The sequence below is a fragment of the Actinotalea subterranea genome, from assembly GCF_008364845.1.
In the GTDB taxonomy this organism is placed as follows: Bacteria; Actinomycetota; Actinomycetes; order Actinomycetales; family Cellulomonadaceae; genus Actinotalea; species Actinotalea subterranea.
Genome location: NZ_VTTP01000002.1, coordinates 84772 through 108641, shown reverse-complemented (window position 1 = coordinate 108641; position 23870 = coordinate 84772). Strand labels below are relative to the sequence as shown.

The window sequence follows — 23870 nt, the reverse complement described above, 5'->3', positions numbered from 1 at the left end:
TGGTGGGCCGCGCTGGGTCGACGTCCGCGCCATGAGGCCGGATCGGTGTTCAGCCGCGGCTCCGTCGTACGACGACGTCGGCTCGATCAGGTGGCGGCTGAGGCCCGCCGGTCCAGGGGATCTGTGCCGCGGACGAGCACGTTCTCCGCACGAAGCACCGGGGGGATGCTCCACGGTACCACCGCGGCCGGAGGCCGGGTGCGCGTGTGTCGGATCTCACCCGAGGTGCGTCCGGACGCGTTCCGCGACCGCCCCGGCATGCGCGATGCCGGGTGTCAGGACCCGCCATCCGGACGGCGTCGACCCGTCGGGTGCCACCGGTCCGAGCAGCTCGGCGCGCGCCCGGGCCGCGGCGTCGGAGTCGGCCGCACGCTCGAGGACGAGCACCGCGGGGCCCGCACCCGAGACGACCGCGGCCTGGCCCACGTCGCGCAGTGCTCGCACGAGCTCCCACGAGCCGCGCATGACGGCGGCCCGGTAGTCCTGGTGCAGCCGGTCCGCGGTGGCGTCGAGGAGGAGGTCCGGCCGGTGGCACACGGCGTGCACGAGGAGCGCCGCGCGTCCCGCCGTGAAGGCCGCGTCCGCGTGCGGGACGGTCGCCGGGAGCGCACCCCGCGCGGTGCGGGTCGCGCAGCGCACGGCGGGGACGAGGACGACCGGCACGACGTCGGCGTGCACCGGCAGGGTGGACGCGTGCGGCCCGTCGTCGTCGGTCCACGCGACCGTCGCGCCACCGAGGAGCGCCGGCGCGGCGTTGTCGGGGTGCCCCTCGAACGCCGTCGCGAGCCGGAGCGCGGTCCGGTCGTCGAGCGCCTCGGGCTCGCCGATGAGCATGCGGGCCGCGAGGATGCCCGCGACGACCGCAGCAGCCGAGGAGCCCATGCCCCGGCCGTGCGGGATCCGGTTCACGCAGGTCAGGTGCAGGCCCACCTGCGGCGCACCGACCTCGTCGAGCGCGGCACGGATCGCCCTGACCACGAGGTGGTCCTCGCCCCGGGGGACGTCGTCGCTGCCCTCCCCCTCGATCTCGACGGTGACCTCGGGGCTCCCGAGCGCCCTGACGTCGATCTCGTCGACATGTCCCAGGGCGAGCCCGAGCGCGTCGAAGCCCGGCCCGAGGTTGGCGCTGGTCGCAGGGACCCGCACCCGGACGTGGTCGCTACCCAGCCGCATCGCGTGGCCGGTCAGTCGAGCTCGAGCGCGGCGGCGACGGACATGACGTCCGCACCGACGCGGACGGGCCGCACCTCGGAGCCGTCGGCCGTCCGCAGCGCCCACTGGGGGTCCTTGAGCCCGTGACCGGTCACCGTGATGGTGATGCGGGTGCCCGCGGGCACCCGTCCCTGTGCGGCGAGCATGAGGAGGCCCGCGACACCGGAGGCCGACGCCGGTTCCACGAAGACGCCGACCTCGGCCGCGAGGATCCGGTGCGCGTCGAGGATCTGCTCGTCGGTCACGGCCTCGATCAGCCCGCCGGACTCGTCACGGGCCGCGAGGGCCTGCGGCCACGACGCGGGGTTGCCGATGCGGATGGCCGTGGCGATCGTCTCGGGCTCCGTGATCGGGTGGCCGGCGACGATGGGCGCCGCGCCCGCGGCCTGGAACCCCCACATGGCGGGCGTCCGGGTCGCGGGGCCGTCGGCCGCGTACTCGGTGAAGCCCTTCCAGTACGCCGTGATGTTGCCGGCGTTGCCGACGGGCAGCACGTGGACGTCCGGGGCGTCGCCGAGCGCGTCGACGATCTCGAACGCGCCGGTCTTCTGGCCCTCGATGCGATCGGGGTTGACGGAGTTCACGAGCTCGACCGGGTAGGACTCGGCGAGCTTGCGGGCCGCCACGAGGCAGTCGTCGAAGTTGCCGTCGACCTGCAGCAGCCGCGCGCCGTGCGCCACGGCCTGGCTCAGCTTGCCCATCGCGATCTTGCCGTCCGGGACGAGCACGGCGCACGTCATCCCGGCCGCGGTCGCGTAGGCCGCGGCGGACGCGGAGGTGTTCCCGGTCGACGCGCACACCACGGTCCGGGCGCCGCGCGCGGCGGCCGCGGAGATCGCCGTCGTCATCCCGCGGTCCTTGAACGAGCCCGTGGGGTTCATCCCCTCGACCTTGAGCCACACGTCGGCGCCCGTCCGCTCGCTGATCGCCCGCGCGGGCACGAGCGGCGTGCCGCCCTCCCCGAGCGTGACCACGTGCGTGAGCAGGTGGGCGGGAAGGCGGTCGGCGTACTCGGCGATGACGCCGCGCCACTGGTGGGCCACCTAGGCTCCTTCGACTCGCAGGACGGACTGGACGTTGTCGACCGCGGGCAGGCCCGCGAGCTCGGTGACGGTCGCGGCGAGCGCCGCGTCGCGTGCGGCGTGGGTCACGACCAGCAGGTCGGCCAGGTCGGCACCGACCGAGGCGCGGCCCTGACGGACCGCCTCGATGGACACGCCGTGGGTCGAGAAGACCTGCGCGACCTGCGCGAGCACCCCGGGCCGGTCGGCGACGCGCAGGTGGATCTGGTAGCGCGTCAGGGCCTGGGCCACCGGGTGGACCGGGAGGTCCGCGTAGCTCGACTCGACCGGGCCCTTGCCGCCCAGCACCCGGTGGCGCGCCACGGTCACGACGTCGCCGAGAACCGCGCTCGCCGTCGGCGCGCCGCCTGCTCCGCGCCCGTAGAACATGAGCTCGCCTGCGGCCTCGGCCTCGACGAAGACCGCGTTGAAGGCGCCGTGCACGCCCGCGAGGGGGTGGCCGAGCGGGACGAGTGCGGGGTGGACGCGCACGACGACGCCGTCGTCCGGGCCGTCGACGCGCTCGGCGATCGCGAGCAGCTTGATCACGTGGCCCGTCTGGCCCGCCCACTCGACGTCGTCGGCGGTCACGGAGCTGATGCCCTCACGGTGGACCTCGTCGACGCTCACCCGGGTGTGGAACGCGAGCGAGGCGAGGATCGCGGCCTTCGCCGCCGCGTCGAACCCCTCGACGTCCGCGGTCGGGTCCGCCTCGGCGTAGCCGAGCTCCTGCGCCTGCTTGACGGCCTGGTCGAGCTCGAGGCCCGTCGTCGTCATCTGGTCGAGCACGTAGTTGGTCGTGCCGTTGACGATCCCGAGCACGCGTGTGATGCGGTCCCCCGCGAGGGACTCCCGCACCGGGCGGACGAGCGGGATCGCCCCGGCGACCGCGGCCTCGAAGTAGAGGTCGGCGCCTGCGGCGTCGGCGGCCGCGTAGAGGGTCGGTCCGTCCTGGCCGAGCAGCGCCTTGTTCGCCGTCACGACGGCGGCCCCGCGCGCGAGGGCGCGCAGCAGGAGCGTGCGCGCCGGCTCGATGCCGCCCATGACCTCGACGACGACGTCCGCCCGGTCGACCAGGGCCTCGGCGTCGGTCGTGAGCAGTGCCGGGTCGACGACGGGGTCCCGCGGGACCTCGACGTCCCGGACGGCGATGCCGACGAGCTCGAGCGGTGCCCCGACGCGAGCCGCCAGGTCACGCTGCGACGCCACGAGCAGGCGCGCGACCTCCGTCCCGACGACGCCGCAGCCGAGCAGCGCCACGCGCACCGCACCCTCGTGGGCCACGACCATCCACCTCTCCTCGGTACGGCAGGACGCCCCGCGACGGCTCGTCACCGGCCGCGCCCGCGTCCGGGCGCGCCCAGGATACGGGTGCAGCCGCCCGCGGGCGGCCGGGTGTCCGCCGACGCGCGGGTCGACGGCCGTCGGCGCAGCTCGGCGCAGGTCAGCGCGCGCGGACGGCGTCGAGCACGCGCCGCGCGTCGGCCCCGTCGTTCCACAGGTGGAAGGCGATGCGGACGCCGCCCGCCCTGGCGGCCACGCGGCACCCGGCGGCCTCGAGCGCGGCCTGGACCCGGCCGTCGGCGTCGGGCAGCGAGAGGATCGGCGAGCCGGTCGGCTCGAGGTCGAGCCCGCGACGCACGGAGTCGGCGAGGCCTGCCCCGTGCCCGCGGACCGCGTCCACGTGAGGTGCGCCCGGGCCGGCAAGGTCCGCGAACAGCTCGATCGCGGGCGCCGTCCCCGCCCACACGGGCCACGCCGGCGAGAGGTCGAGGCGGCGGGCGTCAGCGGCGAGGCGCATGTCCGAGCCGTACACGGAGTCCCACGGGCTCTCCCCCGCGTACCAGCCCGCGTAGAGGGGGCGCAGGCGGGACGTCAGCTCGGGGCTGACCGTCATGAACGCGGAGCCGCGGGGCGCGCACAGCCACTTGTAGGCGCCCGTGACGGTGACGTCGAAGTCGCCCGCGTCGACGGGGAGCCAGCCCGCGGCCTGCGTGAGGTCGGCCAGCACGATCGCCCCGGCCTCTCGCGCTGCGCTACGGATCGCGTCGGCGTCCGCCAGCGCGCCGTCGGCCGACTGGACCAGGGAGAACGCGACGAGGTCGACGCCCGGCCGCACCGCGTCGGCGAGCCCGGCGACCGGGACGGTCTCGACGCGCACGCCGCGGTCGGCGTGGACGAGGAAGGGGTAGACGACCGAGGTGAACTCCCCCTCTGGGCAGACGACGCGGGCGCCGTCGGGAAGGCTCGCGGCGACGAGCCCGACGAGCGCGGAGACCTGCGAGCCGACGGCCACGCGCCCGACGTCCGCACCGACGAGCCGGGCGAACGCGGCGCGGGCACGGCGCACGTCCTCGTCGTAGCCCGGCGCCGTGGCGGTCCCGGTGCTCCAGCGGTCGAGGTCCGCGCGCATCGCCGCGACCACGGCGCGCGACGGGACGCCCATGCTGGCCGCGTTGAGGTAGCCGGCGACGAGGGGCCACTGGTCGCCGCCCGGGCGGCCGTCAGGTTCGGTGTCCATGCGTCCACCCTGGCGTAGACGCGGGCCCGCGCGTGCCACCTCTCGGGCACATCCTGTGAAGGCTCGGTCGAGTCCCGTTCGCTCAGCCGAGGTCGAGCGCGAGCAGGTCGTCCTCGGTCTCGCGTCGCACCAGGACGCGGGCGCCCCCGTCCCGGACCGCCACGACGGGTGGCCGCGGCACGTGGTTGTAGTTGGACGCCATGGAGCGGCCGTACGCGCCGGTCGCGGGCACCGCGAGCAGGTCCCCTGCGGCGATGTCCTGCGGCAGGTCCACGTCGTGCACCACGATGTCACCGCTCTCGCAGTGCTTGCCCACGACGCGGGCGCGCACGGTCTGCGTCCCGACCGCCCGCGAGACGACCGCCGCCGTGTACCGCGCGCCGTACAGCGCGGGCCGGAGGTTGTCGCTCATCCCGCCGTCGACGGAGACGTAGGTGCGGGTCGTGACCGCCCCCGTGCCGTCACCCGGTTCGCCCGGGTCGCCCGGAGCACCCGGGGCCGTCGGCGCGACGTCCACGGTCACGGGCTTGACCGTCCCGACCGTGTAGAGCGTGAGGGTGGTCGGGCCGACGACGGCGCGCCCCGGCTCGATCGAGAGCCGTGGGACCGGCGTGCCGAGCCGCGCGCAGGTCTCCTCGACGACGCCCGCGACGTCCTTGGCGGTGCGCACCGGGTCGAGCGGCACCTCGCCCGCCAGGTACGCGATGCCGAAGCCCCCGCCCAGGTCGACCTCGGGGACGAGGTGGCCCGTCCGTGCCGCGAGCTCGGCCCGCAGCTCGAGGACCCGCCGGGCGGCGACGGCGAACCCCGAGGGGTCCAGGATCTGCGAGCCGATGTGCGAGTGGATGCCGACGAGCTCGAGCTCGGGCCGGGCCAGCACGGCCTCGAGCGCGGCGAGCGCCTGGCCGCCCGCGATGGAGAGCCCGAACTTCTGGTCCTCGTGCGCGGTCGAGATGTACTCGTGGCCGCCGGCGTGCACGCCCGTCGTCACGCGCACCATGACCGGCGCGCGCACCGCGGCCTCTGGGTCGCGCCCCGGCCGCGCCACGGCGGGACCGGCCTCGGCCCGACGGCGCACGGCGGCGGCCACGCGGTCGATCTCGGCGGTGGAGTCGATGACGATGCGGCCCACGCCGGCCGCGAGCGCCCGGTCGATCTCCGCGTCCGACTTGTTGTTGCCGTGCAGCCCGATGTCGGCGCCGGGGATGCCGGCGCGCAGGGCGACGGCGAGCTCCCCACCCGTCGACGTGTCGATGCGCAGGCCCTCCTCGTGCGCCCAGCGCGCCACGGCGACGCTGAGGAACGCCTTGCCCGCGTAGTACACGTCGACCGGGACGCCGAGCGGCGCGAAGGCCTCGGTGAACGCGACACGGTAGCCGCGCGCACGTGCCCGGAAGTCGGCCTCGTCGAGCACGTACGCGGGGGTGCCATGCTCCGCCGCGAGGTCGGTCAGGCGCACGCCGCCGACGCTCACCACGCCGTCGGGCCCGACGCGGGTGCTCGCAGGCCAGACGTGGTGGTCGGCTCCCGCCGTCACATGCGCTCCGGGGCGCTGACGCCGAGCAGGTCAAGACCGTTGGCGAGCACCGTTCCCGTGGCGTCGTTGAGCCACAGCCGGGTGCGGTGGACGTCGGCGACGTCCTCGTCACCCTTGGGGATCACGAAGCGCTTCTGGTCGTACCACTTGTGGTACGCCCCGGCGAGCTCCTCGAGGTACCGGGCGACGCGGTGCGGCTCGCGCAGCTCCGCGGCCTGAAGGACCACCCGGCCGAACTCGCCGATCTTCGCCAGCAGCGTGGACTCCGAGACGTGGTCGAGCAGCGACGGGTCGAACCCGTCCTCGCGCCGCACCCCCAGGTCGGCCGCGTTGCGCGCGACGTTCCGGGTCCGTGCGTGCGCGTACTGGACGTAGAAGACCGGGTTCTCGTTCGTGGCTCGGGTCAGGAGGTCCAGGTCGAGGTCGATCATGCTGTCGGCCGAGGAGCGCGCGAGCGAGTACCGCGCTGCGTCCACGCCGACGGCGTCGACGAGGTCGTCGAGGGTCACGATGGTGCCGGCGCGCTTGCTCATCCGGACGGGCTCCCCGTCCTTGACGAGGTTGACCATCTGACCGATGAGGATCTCGAGGTTCACCCAGGGCGTGTCACCGAAGGCCGAGCACATCGCCATCATGCGGCCGATGTACCCGTGGTGGTCGGCGCCGAGCATGATGATCGCCCGGTCGAAGCCGCGCTCGCGCTTGTCCAGGTAGTACGCGAGGTCGCCGGCGATGTAGGCGGCCTGCCCGTCCGACTTGAGGATCACGCGGTCCTTGTCGTCACCGAACTCGGTGGTCCGCAGCCACGTGGCGCCGTCGGCCTCGTAGACGTGGCCGAGCTCGCGCAGCCTCGTGACAGCACGCTCGACGGCACCCGACTCGTGCAGCGAGTCCTCGTGGAAGTAGACGTCGAAGTCGACCCGGAAGTCGTGCAGCTTGGCCTTGATCTCACCGAACATGAGCTCGACGCCGTGCGCGCGGAAGACCTCCTGGGCCTCGTCGTCGCTCAGGGTCAGCGGGTCGGGCTCGCCCGCGGCACGCACGCGCTCCAGGACGGAGTCGGCGATGTCCGCGATGTACTGGCCGCCGTAGCCGCCCTCGGGCGCCTCCTGCCCGCGGGCGCGGGCGAGCAGCGACCGTGCGAACCGGTCGATCTGGGAGCCGTGGTCGTTGAAGTAGTACTCGCGCACCACGTCCGCGCCGCAGGCCTGGAGCATCCTGGCCAGCGAGTCGCCGACCGCCGCCCAGCGCACGCCGCCGATGTGGATGGGGCCCGTCGGGTTGGCGGACACGAACTCGAGGTTGATGCGCTCACCCGCGAGCGCCGTGCCGCGGCCGAACCCCGCACCCGCCTCGACGACGGTGCGCGCGAGCTCGCCCGCCGCGGCCACGTCGAGCGTGATGTTGAGGAACCCGGGGCCCGCGATCGCCACGGACGCGACGCCCGGGACGTCGGCGAGGCGTGCGGCGAGGACCTCGGCGAACGCACGGGGCGCCATGCCCGCCTTCTTGGCGAGCTGCATCGCGACGTTCGTCGCCCAGTCCCCGTGCTCACGCGACCGCGGACGCTCGACGACGACGTCGGCCGGCACCGCGGCCGGGTCGAGCGGGAGCGAGCCGTCGGCGACGGCGGCGGTCAGGACGGCGCGCAGCGCCTCGGAGAGCTCGGCAGGGGTCACGTGGAAAGGGTATCGAGCCCGCGGCCAGGGCCCCGCACCCACGTGTCCTCGAGCATCACCGGCCGGCACGCGAGGGCCGCGGCGACCAGCAGAACCACGCTCGACGTCGCGAGCACGACCGACGGCGCCGCCCAGCCGCCGGTCGCTCCGTAGAGCACGCCCACGAGCACGGGTCCGACGCCCGAGAGCGTGTAGCCCACGCCCTGCGTGAAGCCCGACAGTGTCGTCGCGCCCGCCGAGGTGCGCGTGCGGAGGTTGATCAGCGCCAGGAGCAGCGGGAACGTCCCGAGGCCGACGCCGACGAGCGACGCCCACACGACGGTCGCCCCGGCCGGGTCGAGCAGGAGGCCGGTGCCCCCCACCAGGAAGCACGCCACGAAGCCGAGCGCGAGCACGAACGGGTTGCGCAGGCGCACGGCGAGCGGCGGGGCGACGAGCGCGGGGACGAGGCCCAGGACCGCGACGTACGAGAGCCACCCGCCCGCCCGGGCGGCGTCGACCCCCGCGTCGAGCAGCAGCTGCGGGAGCCACGCGAACACCACGTAGGAGTTGAGGGAGTTCATCGCGAACGCGAGCGCGAGCGCCCACGCGAGCGGGCTGCGCCACACGCGGCCCGACGCGCGGTGCCGGGACGCGAGCGCGGGCGTGTCCTGGGGCGAGCGCCGCAGCACCTCCCGCAACCCCGCACGCGCCGCGGCGGACCGGCCGATGACGACGAGCCACGGCACCACGGCGACGACGCCGACGGCGGCCCACACGGCGATCGAGACACGCCATCCGAGCTGCTGCGTGCTCGGCACGGCGAGCAGCGGCGGGACGGCCGTCGAGAACGACATCGCGACGGAGTACGCCGCCGTGACGGCACCGATCCGGTCGGGGAAGTACCGCTTGACCAGCGGCGGCAGCAGCACGTTGCCCATGCCCATCCCCGCGAGCGCGATGACGGACCAGCCGAGGAAGCCGGCCGCCGTCGTCGTCGTGGCGCGCACGACCTCACCGACGGCGGACAGCAGCATCGCCGCCACCAGGGTGGGCTCGAGCCCGAGGCGGCGCGCCACGAGCGGGGCGATCGACCCGAACGCGGCGAACGACGCGACGGGCACCGTGCCGAGGAGCCCCGCCTGGGCGGCCGAGAGAGCGACCTCGGCCCTGATGACGTCGAGCACCGGCGAGACGGACGCGATCGCGACGCGCAGGTTGAGCGCGACCAGGAGCAGGCCGGTGAGGACGACGAGCCGGCCGCGCCACGGGTGGCGGGCCGGCGTCGTCGGGTGCTGCGCAGCGGGATGGGGCATGGGACCGAATCACCAGGGGTCGGGGTCGCAGGCACTGTATGCGGCCGGGCGCGACCAGGGCAGCAGCGGGTGAAGCATGGGACGGAAGGTGCGCTCGACCCCGCTCGCGGTGTTGACTGCCTCTCACGCCTACGTCCGGAGATGGGATGACTCGCCGCACGAACCTGATCGACCTCGCGGTCGGCCGCCTGCGTCAGCAGATCACGTCGGGCGCCTGGCAGGTCGGCACCCGCATCCCGGCCGAGCCCGAGCTCACGGAGCTCATCGGCGTCGGGCGCAACACCGTGCGTGAGGCCGTCCAGTCGCTCGTCCACGCGGGGATGCTCGAGCGCCGCCAGGGCTCCGGCACCTACGTGATCTCCGACTCCGAGCTGGGCAACGCGATGGGCCGCCAGATCGCGGGCGCGCACCAGCGCGACGTCCTCGAGGTGCGGCGCAGCCTCGAGGTCGAGGCCGCACGGCTCGCGGCGCTCCGACGCACCGACGCGCAGGTCGCCGAGCTCCGTGCCCTGCGGGACACGCGCGCCGCGGCCTTCGCGAGCGGTGAGCTCGACCGGATGGTCGAGGCCGACCTCGTGCTGCACCGCACGATCGCCCAGGCGGCCCAGAACCCCGTCCTCCTCGCGCTCTACGAGAACCTGCAGGACGCGATCAGCGAGAACATCCGCTTCAACTTCGAGCACCCGGCGCACGACGACGACTCGCACCACGCGCTCGTCGAGGCGGTCGCCGACGGCGACGCACGCGCCGCGATGCGGGAGATCGACCGCTACCTGTCGGAGCTCATGGGCCTCGTCGGCGAGCGGCACCGCTGACAGTCGGGTGCAGCGTCAGCGGAGCAGGCTGGTAGTGTTCTGCACCGCCCCGCCCGCGTAGCTCAGGGGATAGAGCGTCTGCCTCCGGAGCAGAAGGTCGTAGGTTCGAATCCTATCGCGGGCACGTCACGAAGCCCCGGTCCACCCATGGTGGCCGGGGCTTCGTCGTGCGCGCGTCGGCGCAGGTCAGCGGTGCGATGTGCCCACGCAACCAAGGACCGCAGCGTCGCGTTCCTACTCTCCACGCACCCGCAGCACGACGGCGCCTCGCTTGCGTCCGGTGTCGACGTACCGGTGCGCCTCCACGATCTCGTCGAGGTCGTACGTCCGGTCGACCACCGGCCGGATCGTCCCTTCGCTCGCGAGCCGCATGAGCAGGGCCACGTCGTCCGACGTCGCCCCGAGGTCGCCCGTGACGACGCGGATCCCCGTGCGCGCCTGGTTCCACCGGGCCGCGAGCAGGTCACCGAAGCTCCCGACGACCGCGAGCATCGCGCCGCCCGGCCGGATCACGCGGCGGGCCCGTCGGAACGGCGCGTTCCCGACGCACTCGACCACGGCGTCGTACGTCTCGCCGCGCTGGGTGAAGTCCTCGGTCTCGTAGTCCACGACGGCGTCGGCGCCAAGGCCGAGGACGAGCTCGGCGTTCCTCGCGCTGCACACGCCCGTCACGCGCGCACCCAGGTGCTTGGCGAGCTGGACCGCCATGACGCCGACCGCGCCGGACGCACCGTTGACCAGGATCTCGCTGCCCGCACCGACGCGGCCTCCGCGCAGGAACGGCAGCGCCGTGTGCCCGCCGAAGACGAGCGCGACGGCGTCCTCGAAGGTCAGGCCGTCCGGCACGTGGGCGACCGCCCCGCGGGCGTCCGCGCGGACGACGGCGTACTCGGCGTGCCCGCCGAAGTGCGCGCCGGTCGCTGCGGCGACCCGGTCCCCGGGGCGGAAGGTCGTGACGCCGCTGCCCACGGCCTCGACCACCCCGGCGACCTCCATGCCGAGCACGGGGCGTCGTGGTGCCCCGAAGCCGAGCAGGAACGGACCGACGAGTGCGAAGCCGGGCGGGAGGTCGCGGGCGCGCATCCGGTGGTCCGCGACGCTCACGTCCGACGCGTGGACCTGGATGAGCAGCTCCCCCGGGCCGGCCTGCGGCCGGGCCACCTGCTCGACCGCGACGACCTCGGGGCCGCCGAAGCTGCGGTTGACCGCGGCGCGCATGACCGTGGGGCCAGCCCCCTCGGCCGCGTCTCGCGAGTGCTGGCCGTGCGTCTGTGGCGTGGTCATCGTGGTTCCTCCTCGCGGCCTGGCCGGCCACCTGGTCCGATCGGCCTTACGGCGTAAGACTTATCTTGTAAGGTAGAGCCGTCGGCGGCTGCGGTCAACGGCTCCCGGCACGCCGTCCGGACACGCAGCCCAGGACGCGCGCGTCGTACGAGACGCCCGCGGGAGAGTGAGAGGCTGGGGGTGTGGGCGACACGACGGGCACGACGGCACGACGGCGCCCCGGGCTGACCCGCGAGCGCGTGCTGCGTCGCGCGGTCGAGATCGCCGACCAGGACGGCGTCACCGCACTCACCATGCGTCGACTCGGCGACGACCTCGGCGTCGAGGCCATGTCGCTCTACCACCACGTGCGAGGCAAGGACGGCATCCTCGACGGCGCCGTCGAGGTGGTGCTCGACGAGCTCCACGACGCTGTCAGCCGTGCCGCCGCACCACCCGGGGAGGGCGGGTGGCGCGACGCGATCCGAGTGCGCATCCTCGCGGCGCGCACCGTCATGCTGCGGCACCGGTGGGCGCCCCAGGTCATGGAGTCGCGCAACGTCATGACCCTGTCCGCCGCGCGCCACGTCGACGGAGTCGTCGCCCTCATGCGCGCGGGCGGTCTCTCCTGGGACCTCGTCCACCACGGCCTGCACGCGCTGGGGAGCCGCATCTACGGGTTCACGCTCGAGCTGGGCGAGCCCGAGGGCGGCGACGACGAGACGCAGGCGATGCTCTCGCAGATCGCCCCACAGATCCCGAACCTCGTCGCGATGTTCATGGAGGTCGCCCACGACGACCCGGACTCGACGCTCGGATGGTGCGACGACCAGACGGAGTTCGAGTTCGGGCTGGACCTCGTCCTGGACGGCCTCGAGCGGCTCGCAGCGAAGGCCTGAGCAGGTGGCACCGCCCGGACATGCCGCGGTCCTCGCCGCTCCCCCGGGCGGGGGTGCTGCGAGGACCGATGAAGGGCGACGCTGGAGGCGTGCAGAGGGGTAGGACCCTGGGGCCCTACCCGGCGAGGACGATCAGTCCTCGCCCTCGCGCGGCTGCGGGACGCCGGAGAGCAGGCTGCGGACCTCGGACTCGCTGTAGCGGCGGTGGCCGCCGAGCGTGCGGATCGCCGAGAGCTTGCCGGCCTTGGCCCAGCGCGTCACGGTCTTCGGGTCGACGCGGAACATCCCGGCCACCTCGGAAGGCGTGAGGAGAGCCCCGGGGGCGTCGTTACGGTTGGAGGTCTGAGCTGACATCGTCCACTCCTGTCGTTCGGTGAGCCCGGCCGACCTCTGGGGTCCCGTTGGCTTTGCGTCCCCACCTCGCGGTGGGTTTGCCCTTTTCGCTGACGCGGACAGGTTGACACAATCCGGACATCTACGCAAAGCCGGGCGCCCCTCGAGGGCCAGATTCACCCGTTCGCCGCAACGCTTGCCCAGCCCGGGACGGTAGGGATGCCCGCGCGTACGGCTCCCGGCGCGCCTGCGGCCCGGGACCTCCCGGACACCCCTACCCGGTCGACCCGGCCGGCTTCCGCCGCGACGCCCCGACGCGCGGCCCGCCCGGGACCGACCTACCGTGGCGGGACACCACACCGACCACCACGAGGAGGCAGGCATGCCGAACGTCGAGCAGTCGATCGATGTGGACGTCCCCGTGACGACCGCGTACAACCAGTGGACCCAGCTCGAGTCGTTCCCCCAGTTCATGGGCGGCGTGGACTCGGTGACGCAGCTCAGCGACACGCTCACGCACTGGAAGACCTCCATCGGCGGGGTCGAGCGGGAGTTCGACGCGCAGATCACGGAGCAGCACCCCGACGAGCGCGTCGCCTGGCGCTCGGTGGACGGCAAGACGCACGGCGGCGTCGTGACGTTCCACCGGCTCGGCGAGTCGACCACGCGCGTCATGGTGCAGATCGACTGGGAGACCGAGTCGATCGTCGAGAAGCTCGGTGCCGCCGTCGGCGTCGACGACGCGCAGGTCAAGGCAGACCTCAAGCGGTTCAAGGAGTTCATCGAGTCCCGTGGCGCCGAGACGGGTGCCTGGCGGGGGGACGTGAGCTGATCGCGGCGGGCGGCCCTGGGGAGGGCGTCGATACGGTGCAGCCATGACGAGCACCCCGACGCCCGCCCCCGGTGCCGCAGCCGGCAGCCCCTTCCCCGCTGGCCCCGTGGACGCCGTCCAGGGCACCGACGACGCCCTCGTGCGGCAGGTCGACCGGCTCGGGCCCGACGACCTGCGCGCCCGCGGCAGCCTGAAGTGGACAGGCACCGGCGCCGAGATCGCCGCCTGGGTGGCGGAGTCGGACCTCGGCACCGCCCCCGCCGTCACGGCCGCGCTGCACGCCGCCGTCGAGCGCGGCTTGACGGGCTACGTCCCACCTTCCGTGCAGGCCGGCGTCGCGAGCGCGTGCGCCGGGTGGTACCGGCAGCGGTACGGGTGGGACGTCGACGCCGACCGGGTCCACATGGTCTCCGACGTGCTCGCGGCGCTCCGGATCACGGTCGAGGAGCGCTCCCGCCCCGGTTCCCCGCTCATCGTGCCGACGCCGTCGTACATGCCGTTCCTGACTGCCCCGCACGCCTGGGACCGTCAGGTCCTCCAGGCCCCGATGACGCGCGCGCAGGACGGGCGATGGGCCCTCGACCTCGACACCATCGCCGCTGCCTTCCGCGCGGGCGGGCACCTCCTCGTCCTGACGAACCCCCACAACCCGACGGGTCGGGTGTTCGAGCGCGAGGAGCTCGAGGCGCTCGCCGACGTCGTCGAGGCGCACGGCGGCAGGGTCTTCTCCGACGAGATCCACGCACCCCTCGTGCTCCCGGGCCGCACGCAGCTCCCCTACGCCGCCATCTCCCCCGCGGCGGCGGCGCACACGGTCACCGCGACGTCGGCGTCGAAGGCCTGGAACGTCGCCGGCCTCAAGTGCGCCCAGGTCCTCCTGTCCGACGACGCCGACGTCTCGGCGTGGGCCCGGTTCGGCGAGCGAGCAGCCGAGGGCGCCTCGACGCTGGGCGCCGTCGCCGCGACCGCCGCCTACCGCGACGGCGGCCCGTGGCTCGACGCCGCGCTCCGCTACCTCGACGGCAACCGTGCCGCCCTCGCCCGGACGCTCGCGGACGCTGCGGGCGAGGGACGGACCACGCAGGTCGGCTACGCCCCGCCCGAGGGCACCTACCTCGCGTGGCTCGACCTGCGACCGGTGCTGCCGGCGGGGGTACCCGCGGATCTCGGCGGCCACGTGCGCACCCGGGCCGGCGTGGAGGTCGTCGACGGGGCCGCGTGCGGGGCACCCGGACGGGGCCACGTCCGGCTCAACCTCGCGATGCCCCGCGCACTCGTCGTCGAGGCGGGCCGGCGCATCGCCCGGCTGGCTGACGGGACCTGACGAGCCCTGACGAGCCCGAGGCCGGCCGCCAGCGCACGACGGCCCGGTCCGGGTGCACCAGGACCGGGCCGTCGGCGTGCTGGTCAGCTCGCGGGCTGCACCGGCTGCACGGGCTGCTCGGGCTGCTCCGCCGTGGGCGCCGTGCCGATCGCGGCGGGCGCCGTGGTCGGCGTCGCGTGCTGGATGCTGATCTTGCGCGGCCTGGCCTCCTCGGCGACCGGGATGGTCAGCGTCAGCACGCCGTCGGCGTAGCTCGCCTCGACGCGGTCGAGGGCCAGGCCCCGACCGAGCGTCAGCTGGCGGACGTACGTGCCGGACGGGCGTTCGCGTGCGAGCCACTGGACGTCGCTCTCCGTGCGCGCGGTGCGCTCGGCGCGGATCGTCAGGGTGCGGTCCTCCACGTTCACGTCGACGCTGCCCGGGTCTGCGCCCGGGAGGTCGACGTGCAGGACGTAGTGGTCACCGGCGCGGTACAGGTCCATGGGCATCCCCGGGACCTGGGGTGCTGCTGCCTCGCGCACGGAGCCGAGGAGCGAGTCCACCCAACGGGTGGGGTCGACGAACGGGTCGAGACGGGTAGCCACGCTCACCACCTCCTTCGATGGTGCACCGGCGGCTCCGGAGCACCGCGTGAGCCCGGTGGAGGTCCGCTCCTGCCGGGCGGCTACACGTCAACTATTAGCACTCTCGACCGTCGAGTGCCAAGACATGGGACGAAGATCCCGAACAGCCCTCACGGCAGCCTCACCTGGGTCGCGATCGCAGGTCGCGCGGCCTTCCGAAAGGACCTTTGGCACACGTACACCCGAATGGCCCCACCTAGCGTTGAGCACGGATCAAGGGCGATCCCTCCATCCGAAATCTCAGATGACCGGGAGAAACCCGTGGCCACACGAGCCGTACGAAGCAAGGCCCCCGAGGCTGCCGCACCGGCAGCCGCGAGCGCCGCCGAGGCAATGGGTTCGCCCATCGACGCCCTCGTCGCCGGCGCCACGAAGGCGCTCGCCGCCTACGCGTCCTTCACGCAGGAGGACGTCGACCACATCGTCAAGAAGGCGTCGGTCGCAGCCCTCAACCAGCACGGTGAGCTCGCGAAGCTCGCGGTCGCCGAGACGCGCCGCGGCGTGTTCGAGGACAAGGCCGTCAAGAACATCTTCGCCTGCGAGCACGTCACCAACTCGATGGCAGACCTCAAGACGGTCGGCATCGTGGGCCGCGACGAGCTGCACGGAATCGTCGAGATCGCGGAGCCGGTCGGTGTCATCGCGGGCATCACGCCGGTGACGAACCCGACGTCGACCGCCATCTTCAAGTCGCTCATCGCGCTCAAGACGCGTAACCCGATCGTCTTCGCGTTCCACCCGTCGGCCCAGGAGAGCTCGGTCGCGGCCGCCCGCATCGTGCGTGACGCGGCTGTCGCCGCGGGTGCGCCCGAGCACTGCATCCAGTGGGTCGCCGAGCCGTCCATCGCCGCGACCAACGAGCTGATGAACCACCCCGGCGTCGCGCTCATCCTCGCGACCGGTGGCAACGCGATGGTCAAGGCCGCCTACTCGTGCGGCAAGCCGGCCCTCGGCGTCGGTGCCGGCAACGTCCCGGCGTACATCGAGAAGTCCGCGAAGCTCAAGCGCGCCGTGAACGACGTCGTCCTGTCCAAGGCGTTCGACAACGGCATGGTCTGCGCGTCCGAGCAGGCCGTGATCCTCGACACCGAGATCTACGACGAGGCGATGGTCGAGTTCGACCGGCTGCACGCGTACCGGTGCACGCCCGCCGAGAAGGCGATGCTCGAGCGCTTCATCTTCGGCGTCGAGGCCCAGGACGCGAACTGCGGCGGCGCCAAGCTCAACGCGTCCGTCGTCGGCCAGTCCCCGCAGTGGATCGCCGAGAAGGCCGGCTTCACGGTCCCCGAGGACGCCTCGATCATCCTCGCTGAGGTGTCGCTCGTCGGCCCCGCCGAGCCCCTGACGCGCGAGAAGCTGTGCCCGGTCCTCGCCGTCCTGCGCGCCGAGTCCCGCGAGCACGGCATCCAGCTCGCCGAGCAGATGGTCGAGTTCGACGGTCTCGGCCACTCCGCCGCGATCCACTCGGAGGACGCGGAGCTCGTCGAGGAGTTCGGCGGTCGCGTCAAGGCGATCCGCGTCATCTGGAACTCGCCCTCGTCGCTCGGCGGCATCGGCAACATCTACAACGCCTTCATCCCCTCGCTCACGCTCGGGTGCGGCAGCTACGGCGCGAACTCGGTCTCGAACAACGTCTCGGCGGTCAACCTGGTGAACATCAAGCGGATCGGTCGTCGCAACAACAACCTGCAGTGGTTCAAGGTCCCGGGCAAGACGTACTTCGAGCCGAACGCGATCCGCTACCTCGAGGACATGCGTGACGTCAGCCGCGTCACGATCGTCACCGACGCGACCATGACCAAGCTCGGGTTCGTCGACAAGATCCTCGACGTCCTGGCACGCCGTTCCGAGAAGATCTCGCTGCAGATCATCGACAACGTCGAGCCGGAGCCCTCCTTCGCGACGGTCGACCGCGGCGCGGAGCTCATGCGTGAGTTCAACCCGGACACGATCATCGCGCTCGGTGGTGGCTCGCCCATGGACGCCGCGAAGGTCATGTGGCTGCGGTACGAGCACCCGGAGATCAACTTCGCGGACATGCGCGAGAAGTTCTTCGACGTCCGCAAGCGCGCGTTCAAGTTCCCGACGCTCGGCGAGCGCGCGAAGCTCGTCTGCATCCCGACGACCTCGGGCACCGGCGCGGAGGTGACGCCGTTCGCGGTCATCACCGACCAGAAGACGGGCGTCAAGTACCCGCTCGCCGACTACGCGCTGACCCCGACCGTCGCGATCATCGACCCGGCGCTCACGGGCATGATGCCCAAGTCGCTCGCCGCGGACTCGGGCTTCGACGCCCTCACGCACGCCACGGAGGCGTTCGTCTCGGTCTACGCGAACGACTTCACGGACGGCATGGCCCTGCACGCGATCCGCCTGATCTTCGAGAACCTCGAGGCGTCGGTCACGGGTGGCGGCGAGGCCACGCAGGCACGCGAGAAGATGCACAACGCCGGGACGATCGCCGGCATGGCGTTCGGCAACGCGTTCCTCGGGATCGTGCACGCGATGGCTCACACCATCGGCTCGACGTTCCACCTGGTGCACGGCCGCACGAACGCGACCCTCCTGCCCCACGTCATCCGGTACAACGGCACCGTGCCGACCAAGCTCACGAGCTGGCCGAAGTACGAGCACTACGTCGCCCCGGAGCGCTTCCAGGAGATCGCCAAGACGCTCGGCCTGCCGGCGTCGACCCCGGCCGAGGGCGTCGAGTCGTACGCCCGCGCAGTCGAGGAGCTCCGTGACAAGGTCGGCATCCCGGCCTCCTTCGCGGCCCAGGGCGTGTCCGAGCAGGCCTTCATCGGCAAGCTCGACGACCTGGCGATGCGGTCCTACGAGGACCAGTGCGCACCCGCCAACCCGCGGATGCCGATGCTGGACGACATGAAGGACCTCATGACTGCGGCGTACTACGGGACGTCGCTGCAGGACGTGCGCTCACGGCGCACGGCGACAGGAGTGGCGGAGAAGTCCGCCCAGGAGACTTCCTCCGCGTCCTGACGCTCTGGGTGTGCCCGCTCGGTCGCGCGAGCGGGCACACCTGCGTCCGGGGCCTGTCGGCACGACCCCGCCGGCCGGGCAAGGCAGACTGGGAGCTCCCCCACACCACCCAGGAGCGCGCATGACCCCCGACGCAGCCCCGGCCCGACCCACCGCCTCCCGACGCCGCCTGGCGGGCGTCGCCGCACTCGTGGGCGGCCTCCTGCTCACCGGGGCGTGCGGACTCGCGGACGACGTGCCGGAGGTCGACCTCGACCGCCTCGGCGAGCAGGTCCAGACGGGCGTGGACGACGCGCGCGCATCGCTCCAGGACGTCGAGACCACGCTCAACGACGCGGCACTCGACCCCGCACGCCGGGCGGAGATCGAGGCCGCAACCGCCTCGGCGACGGCGGCACTCGACCAGGCGCGTACGGCGGTCGAGGGAGCCGCGGCCACCGCGGGACCCGAGGCGGAGGCCACCGTCGCGGCCGCCAAGGAGGCGCTCGCCTCCGCGGACACCCAGCTCGACGCCGTCGCAGGCGACGCCGAGGGCGCCCTCAAGACGGCCCTCGAGGCGCTCTCCGCCCAGCTCGACTCCCTGGCTCAGCAGCTCGACGGGGCCTGAACCCACCGCGTCCGAGACCTTGGTCGTGGTCCCGCTCCCCCGCGGCCGATAGCGTGACCGGGTGAATCACGACATCGCCGCCACGGCTCCCGCTCCCCTGTCCGGCCACCAGATCGAGCTCGTGTCGGGCGACCAGCGCGTCACGATCACGGACGTCGGTGCCAAGGTCCGGGTCTACACCGTCGGGGGCCGTGACGTCTTCACCCCCTTCCCCGCAGACGTCCCGGCACCGGCCGGCCACGGCGCCGTGCTCGCCCCGTGGCCGAACCGGATCCGAGACGGCCGCTACACGTGGGAGGGGGCCGACCTCCAGCTCGACATCACCGAGCCCGCGTTGGGGACGGCTCTCCACGGCCTCGTCATGTGGCAGCGGTGGTCGGTGGTCCCGGTCGACGACGCCGCGCACGCGGCGGGCGAGGCCGTGACGCTGCGGCTGCGGCTCGCACCCAGCGGCGGCTACCCGTTCGACCTGCTCATGCAGGTCACGTACCGCCTGACGGCGACCGGCCTGCACGTGCAGACGTCGGCCACGAACCTCGGGACTGGTGCCGCCCCGTACGGCGTGGGGTTCCACCCGTGGCTCTCCCCCGGCGGCGCGTCCCTCGACGAGTGCACGGTCCGCCTCGACGCGGCGACGCGCGTGACCGTCGACGACCGCCTCCTGCCGACCGGCACGACGCCGGCCGAGGGCGACTACGACCTCCGAGAGCCGCGGTCGCTGCGCGGCCTCGACCTCGACGACGCCTACGTCGACGTGCTCCGTGACGAGGACGGCCTGTCCTGGATCCGCGTCGAAGGTCCGGACGGCCGCACGGCGGCGGTGTGGATGGACGAGTCGATGGACACCTGGCAGATCTGCACGGGCGACCACCTCGGTGCCGTCGACTACCGACGCACAGGCGTCGCGGCCGAGCCGATGAGCTGCATCGCGGACGCGTTCCGCACCGGCGAGCGCCTCATCACGCTCGCGCCTGGCCAGAGCCACGAGGTGACCTGGGGCGCCTGCCTGATCTGAGCTCGTCGGCGGTGCGGTGCCGCCCTGCCCGTCACGGGTAGGGCGGGCCGGCGCCGGGCGACGTCAGTAGTTGGTGCCCATCTCCGTCGTACCCGGCACGTACTCCCAGTGCCACGGCTCGAACGCGCCCGAGCCGCCGCGACGGGCCCACTGGGGGTTGTCCCAGCCGAAGATCGGTCCGTTGTCGGAGAGCCAGGACATCACGTCCGACTTGCTGTTCTCCGAGGTGCACAGGTCGATCGCGAGGCCCCAGCCGTGGTTCGAGGTCCCGGGGGACGCCGCGAGACCGGGCTTAGTGTAGGCGAGACGACGCTGCTCGGCGAGCGAACGGTACGAGTCCGTCAGGCAGATGTCGCGACCGAACGCGGCGCGGAAGTTGAGGTTGAGCTCGGACAGGGCGACGGCAGCGTCCCCCCGGAGCATCTGGTCGGGCTCCCAGAGCGCGCACAGGTCGGACGACGGGATCTGACCGTTCTGCCCGGACTCCCGCGCCTGGCCGTCGCAGCCGGGGAGCGGGTCCCTGGTCAGGGAGCGGCTGGTGGTGTCCGAGACCCGCTCGGCGCCCGGCACGCCGGCGAGGAGCGACGTCGGTGTCGTCTGCTGGACGTCGGAGGCGAGCACCTCCATCGCGGTGGGGTAGCCGAGCGCGGCGACGGCGGCCTGCGTCGTCGAACCGCTCTGCGCCGGCTGACCGGCGCCCGCGAGCGGCACCGCGATGGTCGCTGTCGCGAGGGCGGCGAGGACGCCCGCGCGCGGAAGCCAACGCGGGGCAGCACCCACCGACGTGGTCCTGCGCGTGCGGCTGCGCTCCCGGCGCTCCGCGCGCGACGGGCTGACGGCGCCCGGACCGGTCTGCGGGGACGCGGCCTGGCGCATCGCACGACGCGAGGGAGGAGCGGGTGTCACGGCGCCGTGCGCGGTCCCTGAGGAGCCCGCCGAGGTCGCCGAGTCGAGCCGCGACCGCGACTGCTCTGGCTCCACCGGACCTCCGACTGCTGCCGCCCTCGGGCGGGACGCGCACCGACATGCTGGTCCCACGGCGCGTGGCCGTGGGAACGTGACCGCCGGCCGCCGGCACAGGGGGATCCTCGGCGCGGCGGCGGTGATTACGAAACAGTAACGGGTCGGCCGTCCTGAGCCAAGCGGCCCTTGGTCCCGACCTGGTGCTGCACAGGGGCCGCCGGCGGGCGGCGCGCTCTCGTCGCGTTCACGGCGCGATCCCCGCGTTGTTCACGTCCCGTTCAGCCGATCTGACCGCGCTGCATCGCGTCACGGACCTCGCCGACGAGCTCCTCGAGGATGTCCTCGAGGAAGACGACCCCGAGGACCTCGCCGCCTGCGGTGACGTCGGAGTCCGCCGTCACCGGGCCGGGCGAGCCCTGCGCCCCCGCCGTGGCGTCGCCCGCCCGCGGCCCGACGACGCGGGCGAGGTGCGTGCCCGACCGCTGCATCGCCGCGAGCGCCTCCTCGACCTCGTCGTCCGGGCGCACCTGCGCGAGCGCGCGGACACGCCACGCAGGCACGGGCGCGTCACGCTCGTCGGGCCCGGCATACAGGACGTCCTTGAGGTGCAGGTAGCCCACCGGGTCCCCCGCGGCGTCGATCACAGGGAACCGGCTGAAGCCCGTGCGCGACACGAGTCGCTCGACGTCGGCCACGGAGCAGCCCTGCGGCACGGAGACGAGGTCCCCGACCTCGACCATCACTTCGCGCGCGGTGCGGTCGCTGAACTCGATCGCACCGGCGAGCAGGCCCTGGGCGTCGTCGAGCAGCCCCTCGGCCTGCGACCGCTCGACGATTGACTGGACCTCCTGGGCCGTGAACGCCGACGCCACCTCGTCCTTGGGCTCGACGCCGAACAGGCGGACGATGTGGTTGGCGAGCCAGTTGAGCGCCGTGATGACCGGGCTGACTGCCCGGCCGATCCACACGAGCGGCGGCCCGAACCACAGGACGGCCCGGTCCGGGCCGGCCACCGCGAGGTTCTTCGGGACCATCTCGCCGAGGACGACGTGCAGGTAGACGACGACCCCGAGCGCGACGACGAACGCGACCGGGTGCACGGCACCCTCGGGGAGGCCCGCTGCGAGCAACGGCCCCTCGATGAGGTGCGCGATCGCGGGCTCGGCGACGACGCCGAGGGAGGTCGAGCACACGGTGATGCCCAGCTGCGCGCAGGCGAGCATGAGGGACACGTGCTCCATCGCCCACAGGACGACGCGCGCCCGCCGCGAGCCGGCCGCGGCGAGCGGCTCGATGGCGCTCCGGCGCGCCGAGATGATGGCGAACTCGGCGCCGACGAAGAAGGCGTTCGCGGCGAGCAGCAGCACGCCGAGCGTGATGGCGAGGCCGGTGCTCATGAGTCCTCCTCCTCCCGCTCCTCGACGGCCCTGACCCGGATGCGCTCCACGCGCCGCCCGTCCATCTGCTCGACCTGGAGCGCGACGCCCGGCACGTGCACCACGTCGCCCGCCCGCGGGACCCTGCCGAGCCGCTCCATGAGGAGCCCGCCGAGGGTCTCGTAGGCGCCGTCGTCGGGGACCCGCAGGCCTGTGCCCTCGGTGAGCTCGTCGGGCCGGAGCAGGCCCGGCACGCTCCACGAGTCGTCGGCTGTCCGGTGCACGCCGGCCCGGCGGGGGTCGTGCTCGTCCGCGACCTCGCCGACGAGCTCCTCGATGACGTCCTCGAGGGTCACGACCCCGGCGGTCCCGCCGTACTCGTCCACGACGACAGCCATCTGCATGCCGTGCTCGCGCAGCTCGACCAGCAGGGGCCCGAGCCGGACCGTCTCGGGCACGCGCGGCGCGTCGTCCATGAGCGCCGCGGCAGGCACGTCCCCGCGCCGCTCGTAGGGGACGGCGACGGCGCGCCGCAGGTGCACCAGCCCCACGATGTCGTCGTGCGACGTGTCGATCACGGGGAAGCGCGAGTGGCCCGTGGCCCGCGCACGCTCGACGACGTCCGCCGCGGTCTCGTCGCGGCGGACCACCTCGACGCGAGTCCGGTCGGTCATCACGTCGACCGCGGTGAGGGTGTCGAGCTCGATCGAGTTGGTCAGGAGCGTCGCCGTGCCGACGTCGAGCGTCCCGACCTCGGCCGAACGGCGCACCAGGGAGATCAGCTCCTGGGCCGAGCGACCGCCCGAGAGCTCCTCGCGCGGCTCCACGCCGACACGCCGCAGGAGCGCGTTCGCGCTGTCGTTCAGCACCCTGATGACGGGGCGCAGCGCCGTCGTGAAGCCGCGCTGGGCGGGCGCCACCCCGCGCGCGGTGGCGAGCGGCGCGCTGAGCGCGAGGTTCTTGGGCACGAGCTCGCCGAACAGCATCGAGAACCCGTTGACGACGAGGATCGACAGGACCGCGGCGACGCCTGTCGCGGCCGCCTCGGCGAGCCCGGCGTCCCCCAGGGGGCCCGCGAGGAGCGAGGCGATCGCGGGCTGCGTCGTGTAGCCGAGCAGGATCGTCGTGACCGTGATGCCCACCTGCGCCCCGGAGAGCTGCGTCGACAGCTCCGCCAGAGCACGGCGGACCGAGCGCGAGCGCGCATCAGGGCGCTCCGCGACCTGACGGTCGACGACGCCCGGGTCGAGCGTGACCAGCGAGAACTCCGCCGCCACGAAGACCGCGGTGCCGGCGGTCAGCGCGACGCCGAGCAGCACCATGAGCCAGTCGCTCAGCATGGGGGCTCGCCGGTGGCACGCCCGCGGGCGTGCAGCGTGAGGTGGGAGCCGGGCACGAGCCCGGCGACAGGGACCTGGGGTGAGCCGGCACCGGCGGACCGGTACCGGCTCAGACTTGAGCTGGTCATCGTGCGGCCAGCATAACGGAGGGCTGTGCCAGGCTTGGGGCATGCCA

20 protein-coding genes, 1 tRNA gene and 1 riboswitch are annotated in these 23870 nt (G+C 73.5%); of the genes, 8 read left to right on the top strand and 13 right to left on the bottom strand.

Annotation, left to right across the window (positions count from 1 at the left end; genetic code table 11):
• Nucleotides 1-216: 216 nt before the first annotated feature.
• From thrB to FZ988_RS03510, 7 genes are all read right to left on the bottom strand, one after another.
• Nucleotides 217-1173, bottom strand: coding sequence for a homoserine kinase (gene thrB / locus FZ988_RS03540; protein ID WP_149202641.1), 957 nt, complete (start codon nucleotides 1171-1173; stop codon nucleotides 217-219).
• An 11-nt stretch (nucleotides 1174-1184) separates the two neighbouring features.
• Nucleotides 1185-2255 carry a threonine synthase gene (gene thrC, locus FZ988_RS03535; RefSeq protein WP_149202640.1) on the bottom strand — a complete coding sequence of 357 codons (1071 nt, stop codon included), beginning with the start codon at nucleotides 2253-2255 and terminating at the stop codon, nucleotides 1185-1187.
• Complete coding sequence (locus tag FZ988_RS03530; RefSeq protein WP_149202639.1) at nucleotides 2256-3563, bottom strand: homoserine dehydrogenase; 1308 nt, start codon at nucleotides 3561-3563, stop codon at nucleotides 2256-2258.
• A 154-nt stretch (nucleotides 3564-3717) separates the two neighbouring features.
• Nucleotides 3718-4794 carry an aminotransferase class V-fold PLP-dependent enzyme gene (locus FZ988_RS03525; protein ID WP_149202638.1) on the bottom strand — a complete coding sequence of 359 codons (1077 nt, stop codon included), beginning with the start codon at nucleotides 4792-4794 and terminating at the stop codon, nucleotides 3718-3720.
• A gap of 82 nt (nucleotides 4795-4876) precedes the next feature.
• Nucleotides 4877-6331 (bottom strand): diaminopimelate decarboxylase family protein, encoded by a 1455-nt coding sequence (locus FZ988_RS03520; RefSeq protein WP_149202637.1) that lies wholly within the window; start codon nucleotides 6329-6331, stop codon nucleotides 4877-4879.
• Nucleotides 6328-8010, bottom strand: a complete 1683-nt coding sequence (gene argS / locus FZ988_RS03515; RefSeq protein ID WP_149202636.1) for an arginine--tRNA ligase — start codon at nucleotides 8008-8010, stop codon at nucleotides 6328-6330. The genes FZ988_RS03520 and argS overlap by 4 nt, the downstream gene beginning before the upstream one ends.
• Nucleotides 8007-9305, bottom strand: a complete 1299-nt coding sequence (locus tag FZ988_RS03510; RefSeq protein ID WP_149202635.1) for an MFS transporter — start codon at nucleotides 9303-9305, stop codon at nucleotides 8007-8009. The genes argS and FZ988_RS03510 overlap by 4 nt, the downstream gene beginning before the upstream one ends.
• Before the next feature lie 146 nt (nucleotides 9306-9451).
• Here FZ988_RS03510 and FZ988_RS03505 point away from each other — a divergent pair, with 146 nt between their 5' ends.
• Nucleotides 9452-10120 (top strand): FadR/GntR family transcriptional regulator, encoded by a 669-nt coding sequence (locus FZ988_RS03505; RefSeq protein ID WP_149202634.1) that lies wholly within the window; start codon nucleotides 9452-9454, stop codon nucleotides 10118-10120.
• 51 nt (nucleotides 10121-10171) lie between these two features.
• Nucleotides 10172-10244, top strand: a tRNA-Arg gene (locus FZ988_RS03500).
• Nucleotides 10245-10354: 110 nt separating this feature from the next.
• On the opposite strand, the gene FZ988_RS03495 is transcribed toward FZ988_RS03500, so the two are convergent.
• Nucleotides 10355-11404, bottom strand: a complete 1050-nt coding sequence (locus FZ988_RS03495) for an NAD(P)-dependent alcohol dehydrogenase (RefSeq protein WP_149202633.1) — start codon at nucleotides 11402-11404, stop codon at nucleotides 10355-10357.
• A gap of 182 nt (nucleotides 11405-11586) precedes the next feature.
• Between FZ988_RS03495 and FZ988_RS03490 the strand changes: the two genes are divergently transcribed.
• Nucleotides 11587-12282 (top strand): TetR/AcrR family transcriptional regulator C-terminal domain-containing protein, encoded by a 696-nt coding sequence (locus tag FZ988_RS03490; protein ID WP_246169179.1) that lies wholly within the window; start codon nucleotides 11587-11589, stop codon nucleotides 12280-12282.
• A 132-nt stretch (nucleotides 12283-12414) separates the two neighbouring features.
• On the opposite strand, the gene FZ988_RS03485 is transcribed toward FZ988_RS03490, so the two are convergent.
• The gene (locus tag FZ988_RS03485; RefSeq protein WP_149202632.1) at nucleotides 12415-12636 is read right to left on the bottom strand and encodes a BldC family transcriptional regulator; all 222 of its coding nucleotides are present in this window, start codon (nucleotides 12634-12636) and stop codon (nucleotides 12415-12417) included.
• Between the two features lie 15 nt (nucleotides 12637-12651).
• Nucleotides 12652-12728: riboswitch (cyclic di-GMP riboswitch) on the bottom strand.
• 269 nt (nucleotides 12729-12997) lie between these two features.
• Here FZ988_RS03485 and FZ988_RS03480 point away from each other — a divergent pair.
• Together FZ988_RS03480 and FZ988_RS03475 are read left to right on the top strand one after the other, a co-directional pair.
• Complete coding sequence (locus FZ988_RS03480) at nucleotides 12998-13447, top strand: SRPBCC family protein (RefSeq protein WP_149202631.1); 450 nt, start codon at nucleotides 12998-13000, stop codon at nucleotides 13445-13447.
• Nucleotides 13448-13490: 43 nt separating this feature from the next.
• Nucleotides 13491-14771 carry a MalY/PatB family protein gene (locus tag FZ988_RS03475; RefSeq protein ID WP_149202630.1) on the top strand — a complete coding sequence of 427 codons (1281 nt, stop codon included), beginning with the start codon at nucleotides 13491-13493 and terminating at the stop codon, nucleotides 14769-14771.
• 83 nt (nucleotides 14772-14854) lie between these two features.
• Here FZ988_RS03475 and FZ988_RS03470 read toward each other — a convergent pair whose 3' ends face one another.
• Nucleotides 14855-15355, bottom strand: a complete 501-nt coding sequence (locus FZ988_RS03470; protein ID WP_425457934.1) for an Hsp20/alpha crystallin family protein — start codon at nucleotides 15353-15355, stop codon at nucleotides 14855-14857.
• Between the two features lie 300 nt (nucleotides 15356-15655).
• Between FZ988_RS03470 and adhE the strand changes: the two genes are divergently transcribed.
• The 3 genes from adhE to FZ988_RS03455 all read left to right on the top strand — a co-directional run bounded on the left by adhE (nucleotide 15656) and on the right by FZ988_RS03455 (nucleotide 20016).
• Nucleotides 15656-18394: a bifunctional acetaldehyde-CoA/alcohol dehydrogenase gene (adhE, locus tag FZ988_RS03465; protein ID WP_281287149.1), complete on the top strand. Its 2739-nt coding sequence runs from the start codon at nucleotides 15656-15658 to the stop codon at nucleotides 18392-18394.
• A 121-nt stretch (nucleotides 18395-18515) separates the two neighbouring features.
• Entirely contained in the window at nucleotides 18516-19001 is a 486-nt protein-coding gene (locus FZ988_RS03460) for a hypothetical protein (protein WP_149202628.1), read from the top strand.
• Between the two features lie 61 nt (nucleotides 19002-19062).
• Nucleotides 19063-20016 (top strand): aldose 1-epimerase family protein, encoded by a 954-nt coding sequence (locus FZ988_RS03455; protein ID WP_149202627.1) that lies wholly within the window; start codon nucleotides 19063-19065, stop codon nucleotides 20014-20016.
• A 63-nt stretch (nucleotides 20017-20079) separates the two neighbouring features.
• Here FZ988_RS03455 and FZ988_RS03450 read toward each other — a convergent pair whose 3' ends face one another.
• The 3 genes from FZ988_RS03450 to FZ988_RS03440 all read right to left on the bottom strand — a co-directional run bounded on the left by FZ988_RS03450 (nucleotide 20080) and on the right by FZ988_RS03440 (nucleotide 23695).
• Nucleotides 20080-20796 (bottom strand): M15 family metallopeptidase, encoded by a 717-nt coding sequence (locus FZ988_RS03450; protein ID WP_188078960.1) that lies wholly within the window; start codon nucleotides 20794-20796, stop codon nucleotides 20080-20082.
• A gap of 461 nt (nucleotides 20797-21257) precedes the next feature.
• The gene (locus tag FZ988_RS03445; protein ID WP_149202625.1) at nucleotides 21258-22376 is read right to left on the bottom strand and encodes a hemolysin family protein; all 1119 of its coding nucleotides are present in this window, start codon (nucleotides 22374-22376) and stop codon (nucleotides 21258-21260) included.
• Complete coding sequence (locus FZ988_RS03440) at nucleotides 22373-23695, bottom strand: hemolysin family protein (protein WP_188078959.1); 1323 nt, start codon at nucleotides 23693-23695, stop codon at nucleotides 22373-22375. The genes FZ988_RS03445 and FZ988_RS03440 overlap by 4 nt, the downstream gene beginning before the upstream one ends.
• Nucleotides 23696-23870 lie beyond the last annotated feature (175 nt).

Coding starts and splice junctions, on each gene's coding strand:
- thrB (WP_149202641.1), bottom strand. CDS start 1,173: ATGCGGCTGGGTAGCGACCACGTCCGGGTGCGGGTCCCTGCGACCAGC.
- FZ988_RS03530 (WP_149202639.1), bottom strand. CDS start 3,563: ATGGTCGTGGCCCACGAGGGTGCGGTGCGCGTGGCGCTGCTCGGCTGC.
- FZ988_RS03525 (WP_149202638.1), bottom strand. CDS start 4,794: ATGGACACCGAACCTGACGGCCGCCCGGGCGGCGACCAGTGGCCCCTC.
- FZ988_RS03510 (WP_149202635.1), bottom strand. CDS start 9,305: ATGCCCCATCCCGCTGCGCAGCACCCGACGACGCCGGCCCGCCACCCG.
- FZ988_RS03505 (WP_149202634.1), top strand. CDS start 9,452: ATGACTCGCCGCACGAACCTGATCGACCTCGCGGTCGGCCGCCTGCGT.
- FZ988_RS03495 (WP_149202633.1), bottom strand. CDS start 11,404: ATGACCACGCCACAGACGCACGGCCAGCACTCGCGAGACGCGGCCGAG.
- FZ988_RS03485 (WP_149202632.1), bottom strand. CDS start 12,636: ATGTCAGCTCAGACCTCCAACCGTAACGACGCCCCCGGGGCTCTCCTC.
- FZ988_RS03480 (WP_149202631.1), top strand. CDS start 12,998: ATGCCGAACGTCGAGCAGTCGATCGATGTGGACGTCCCCGTGACGACC.
- FZ988_RS03475 (WP_149202630.1), top strand. CDS start 13,491: ATGACGAGCACCCCGACGCCCGCCCCCGGTGCCGCAGCCGGCAGCCCC.
- FZ988_RS03460 (WP_149202628.1), top strand. CDS start 18,516: ATGACCCCCGACGCAGCCCCGGCCCGACCCACCGCCTCCCGACGCCGC.
- FZ988_RS03445 (WP_149202625.1), bottom strand. CDS start 22,376: ATGAGCACCGGCCTCGCCATCACGCTCGGCGTGCTGCTGCTCGCCGCG.
- FZ988_RS03440 (WP_188078959.1), bottom strand. CDS start 23,695: ATGCTGAGCGACTGGCTCATGGTGCTGCTCGGCGTCGCGCTGACCGCC.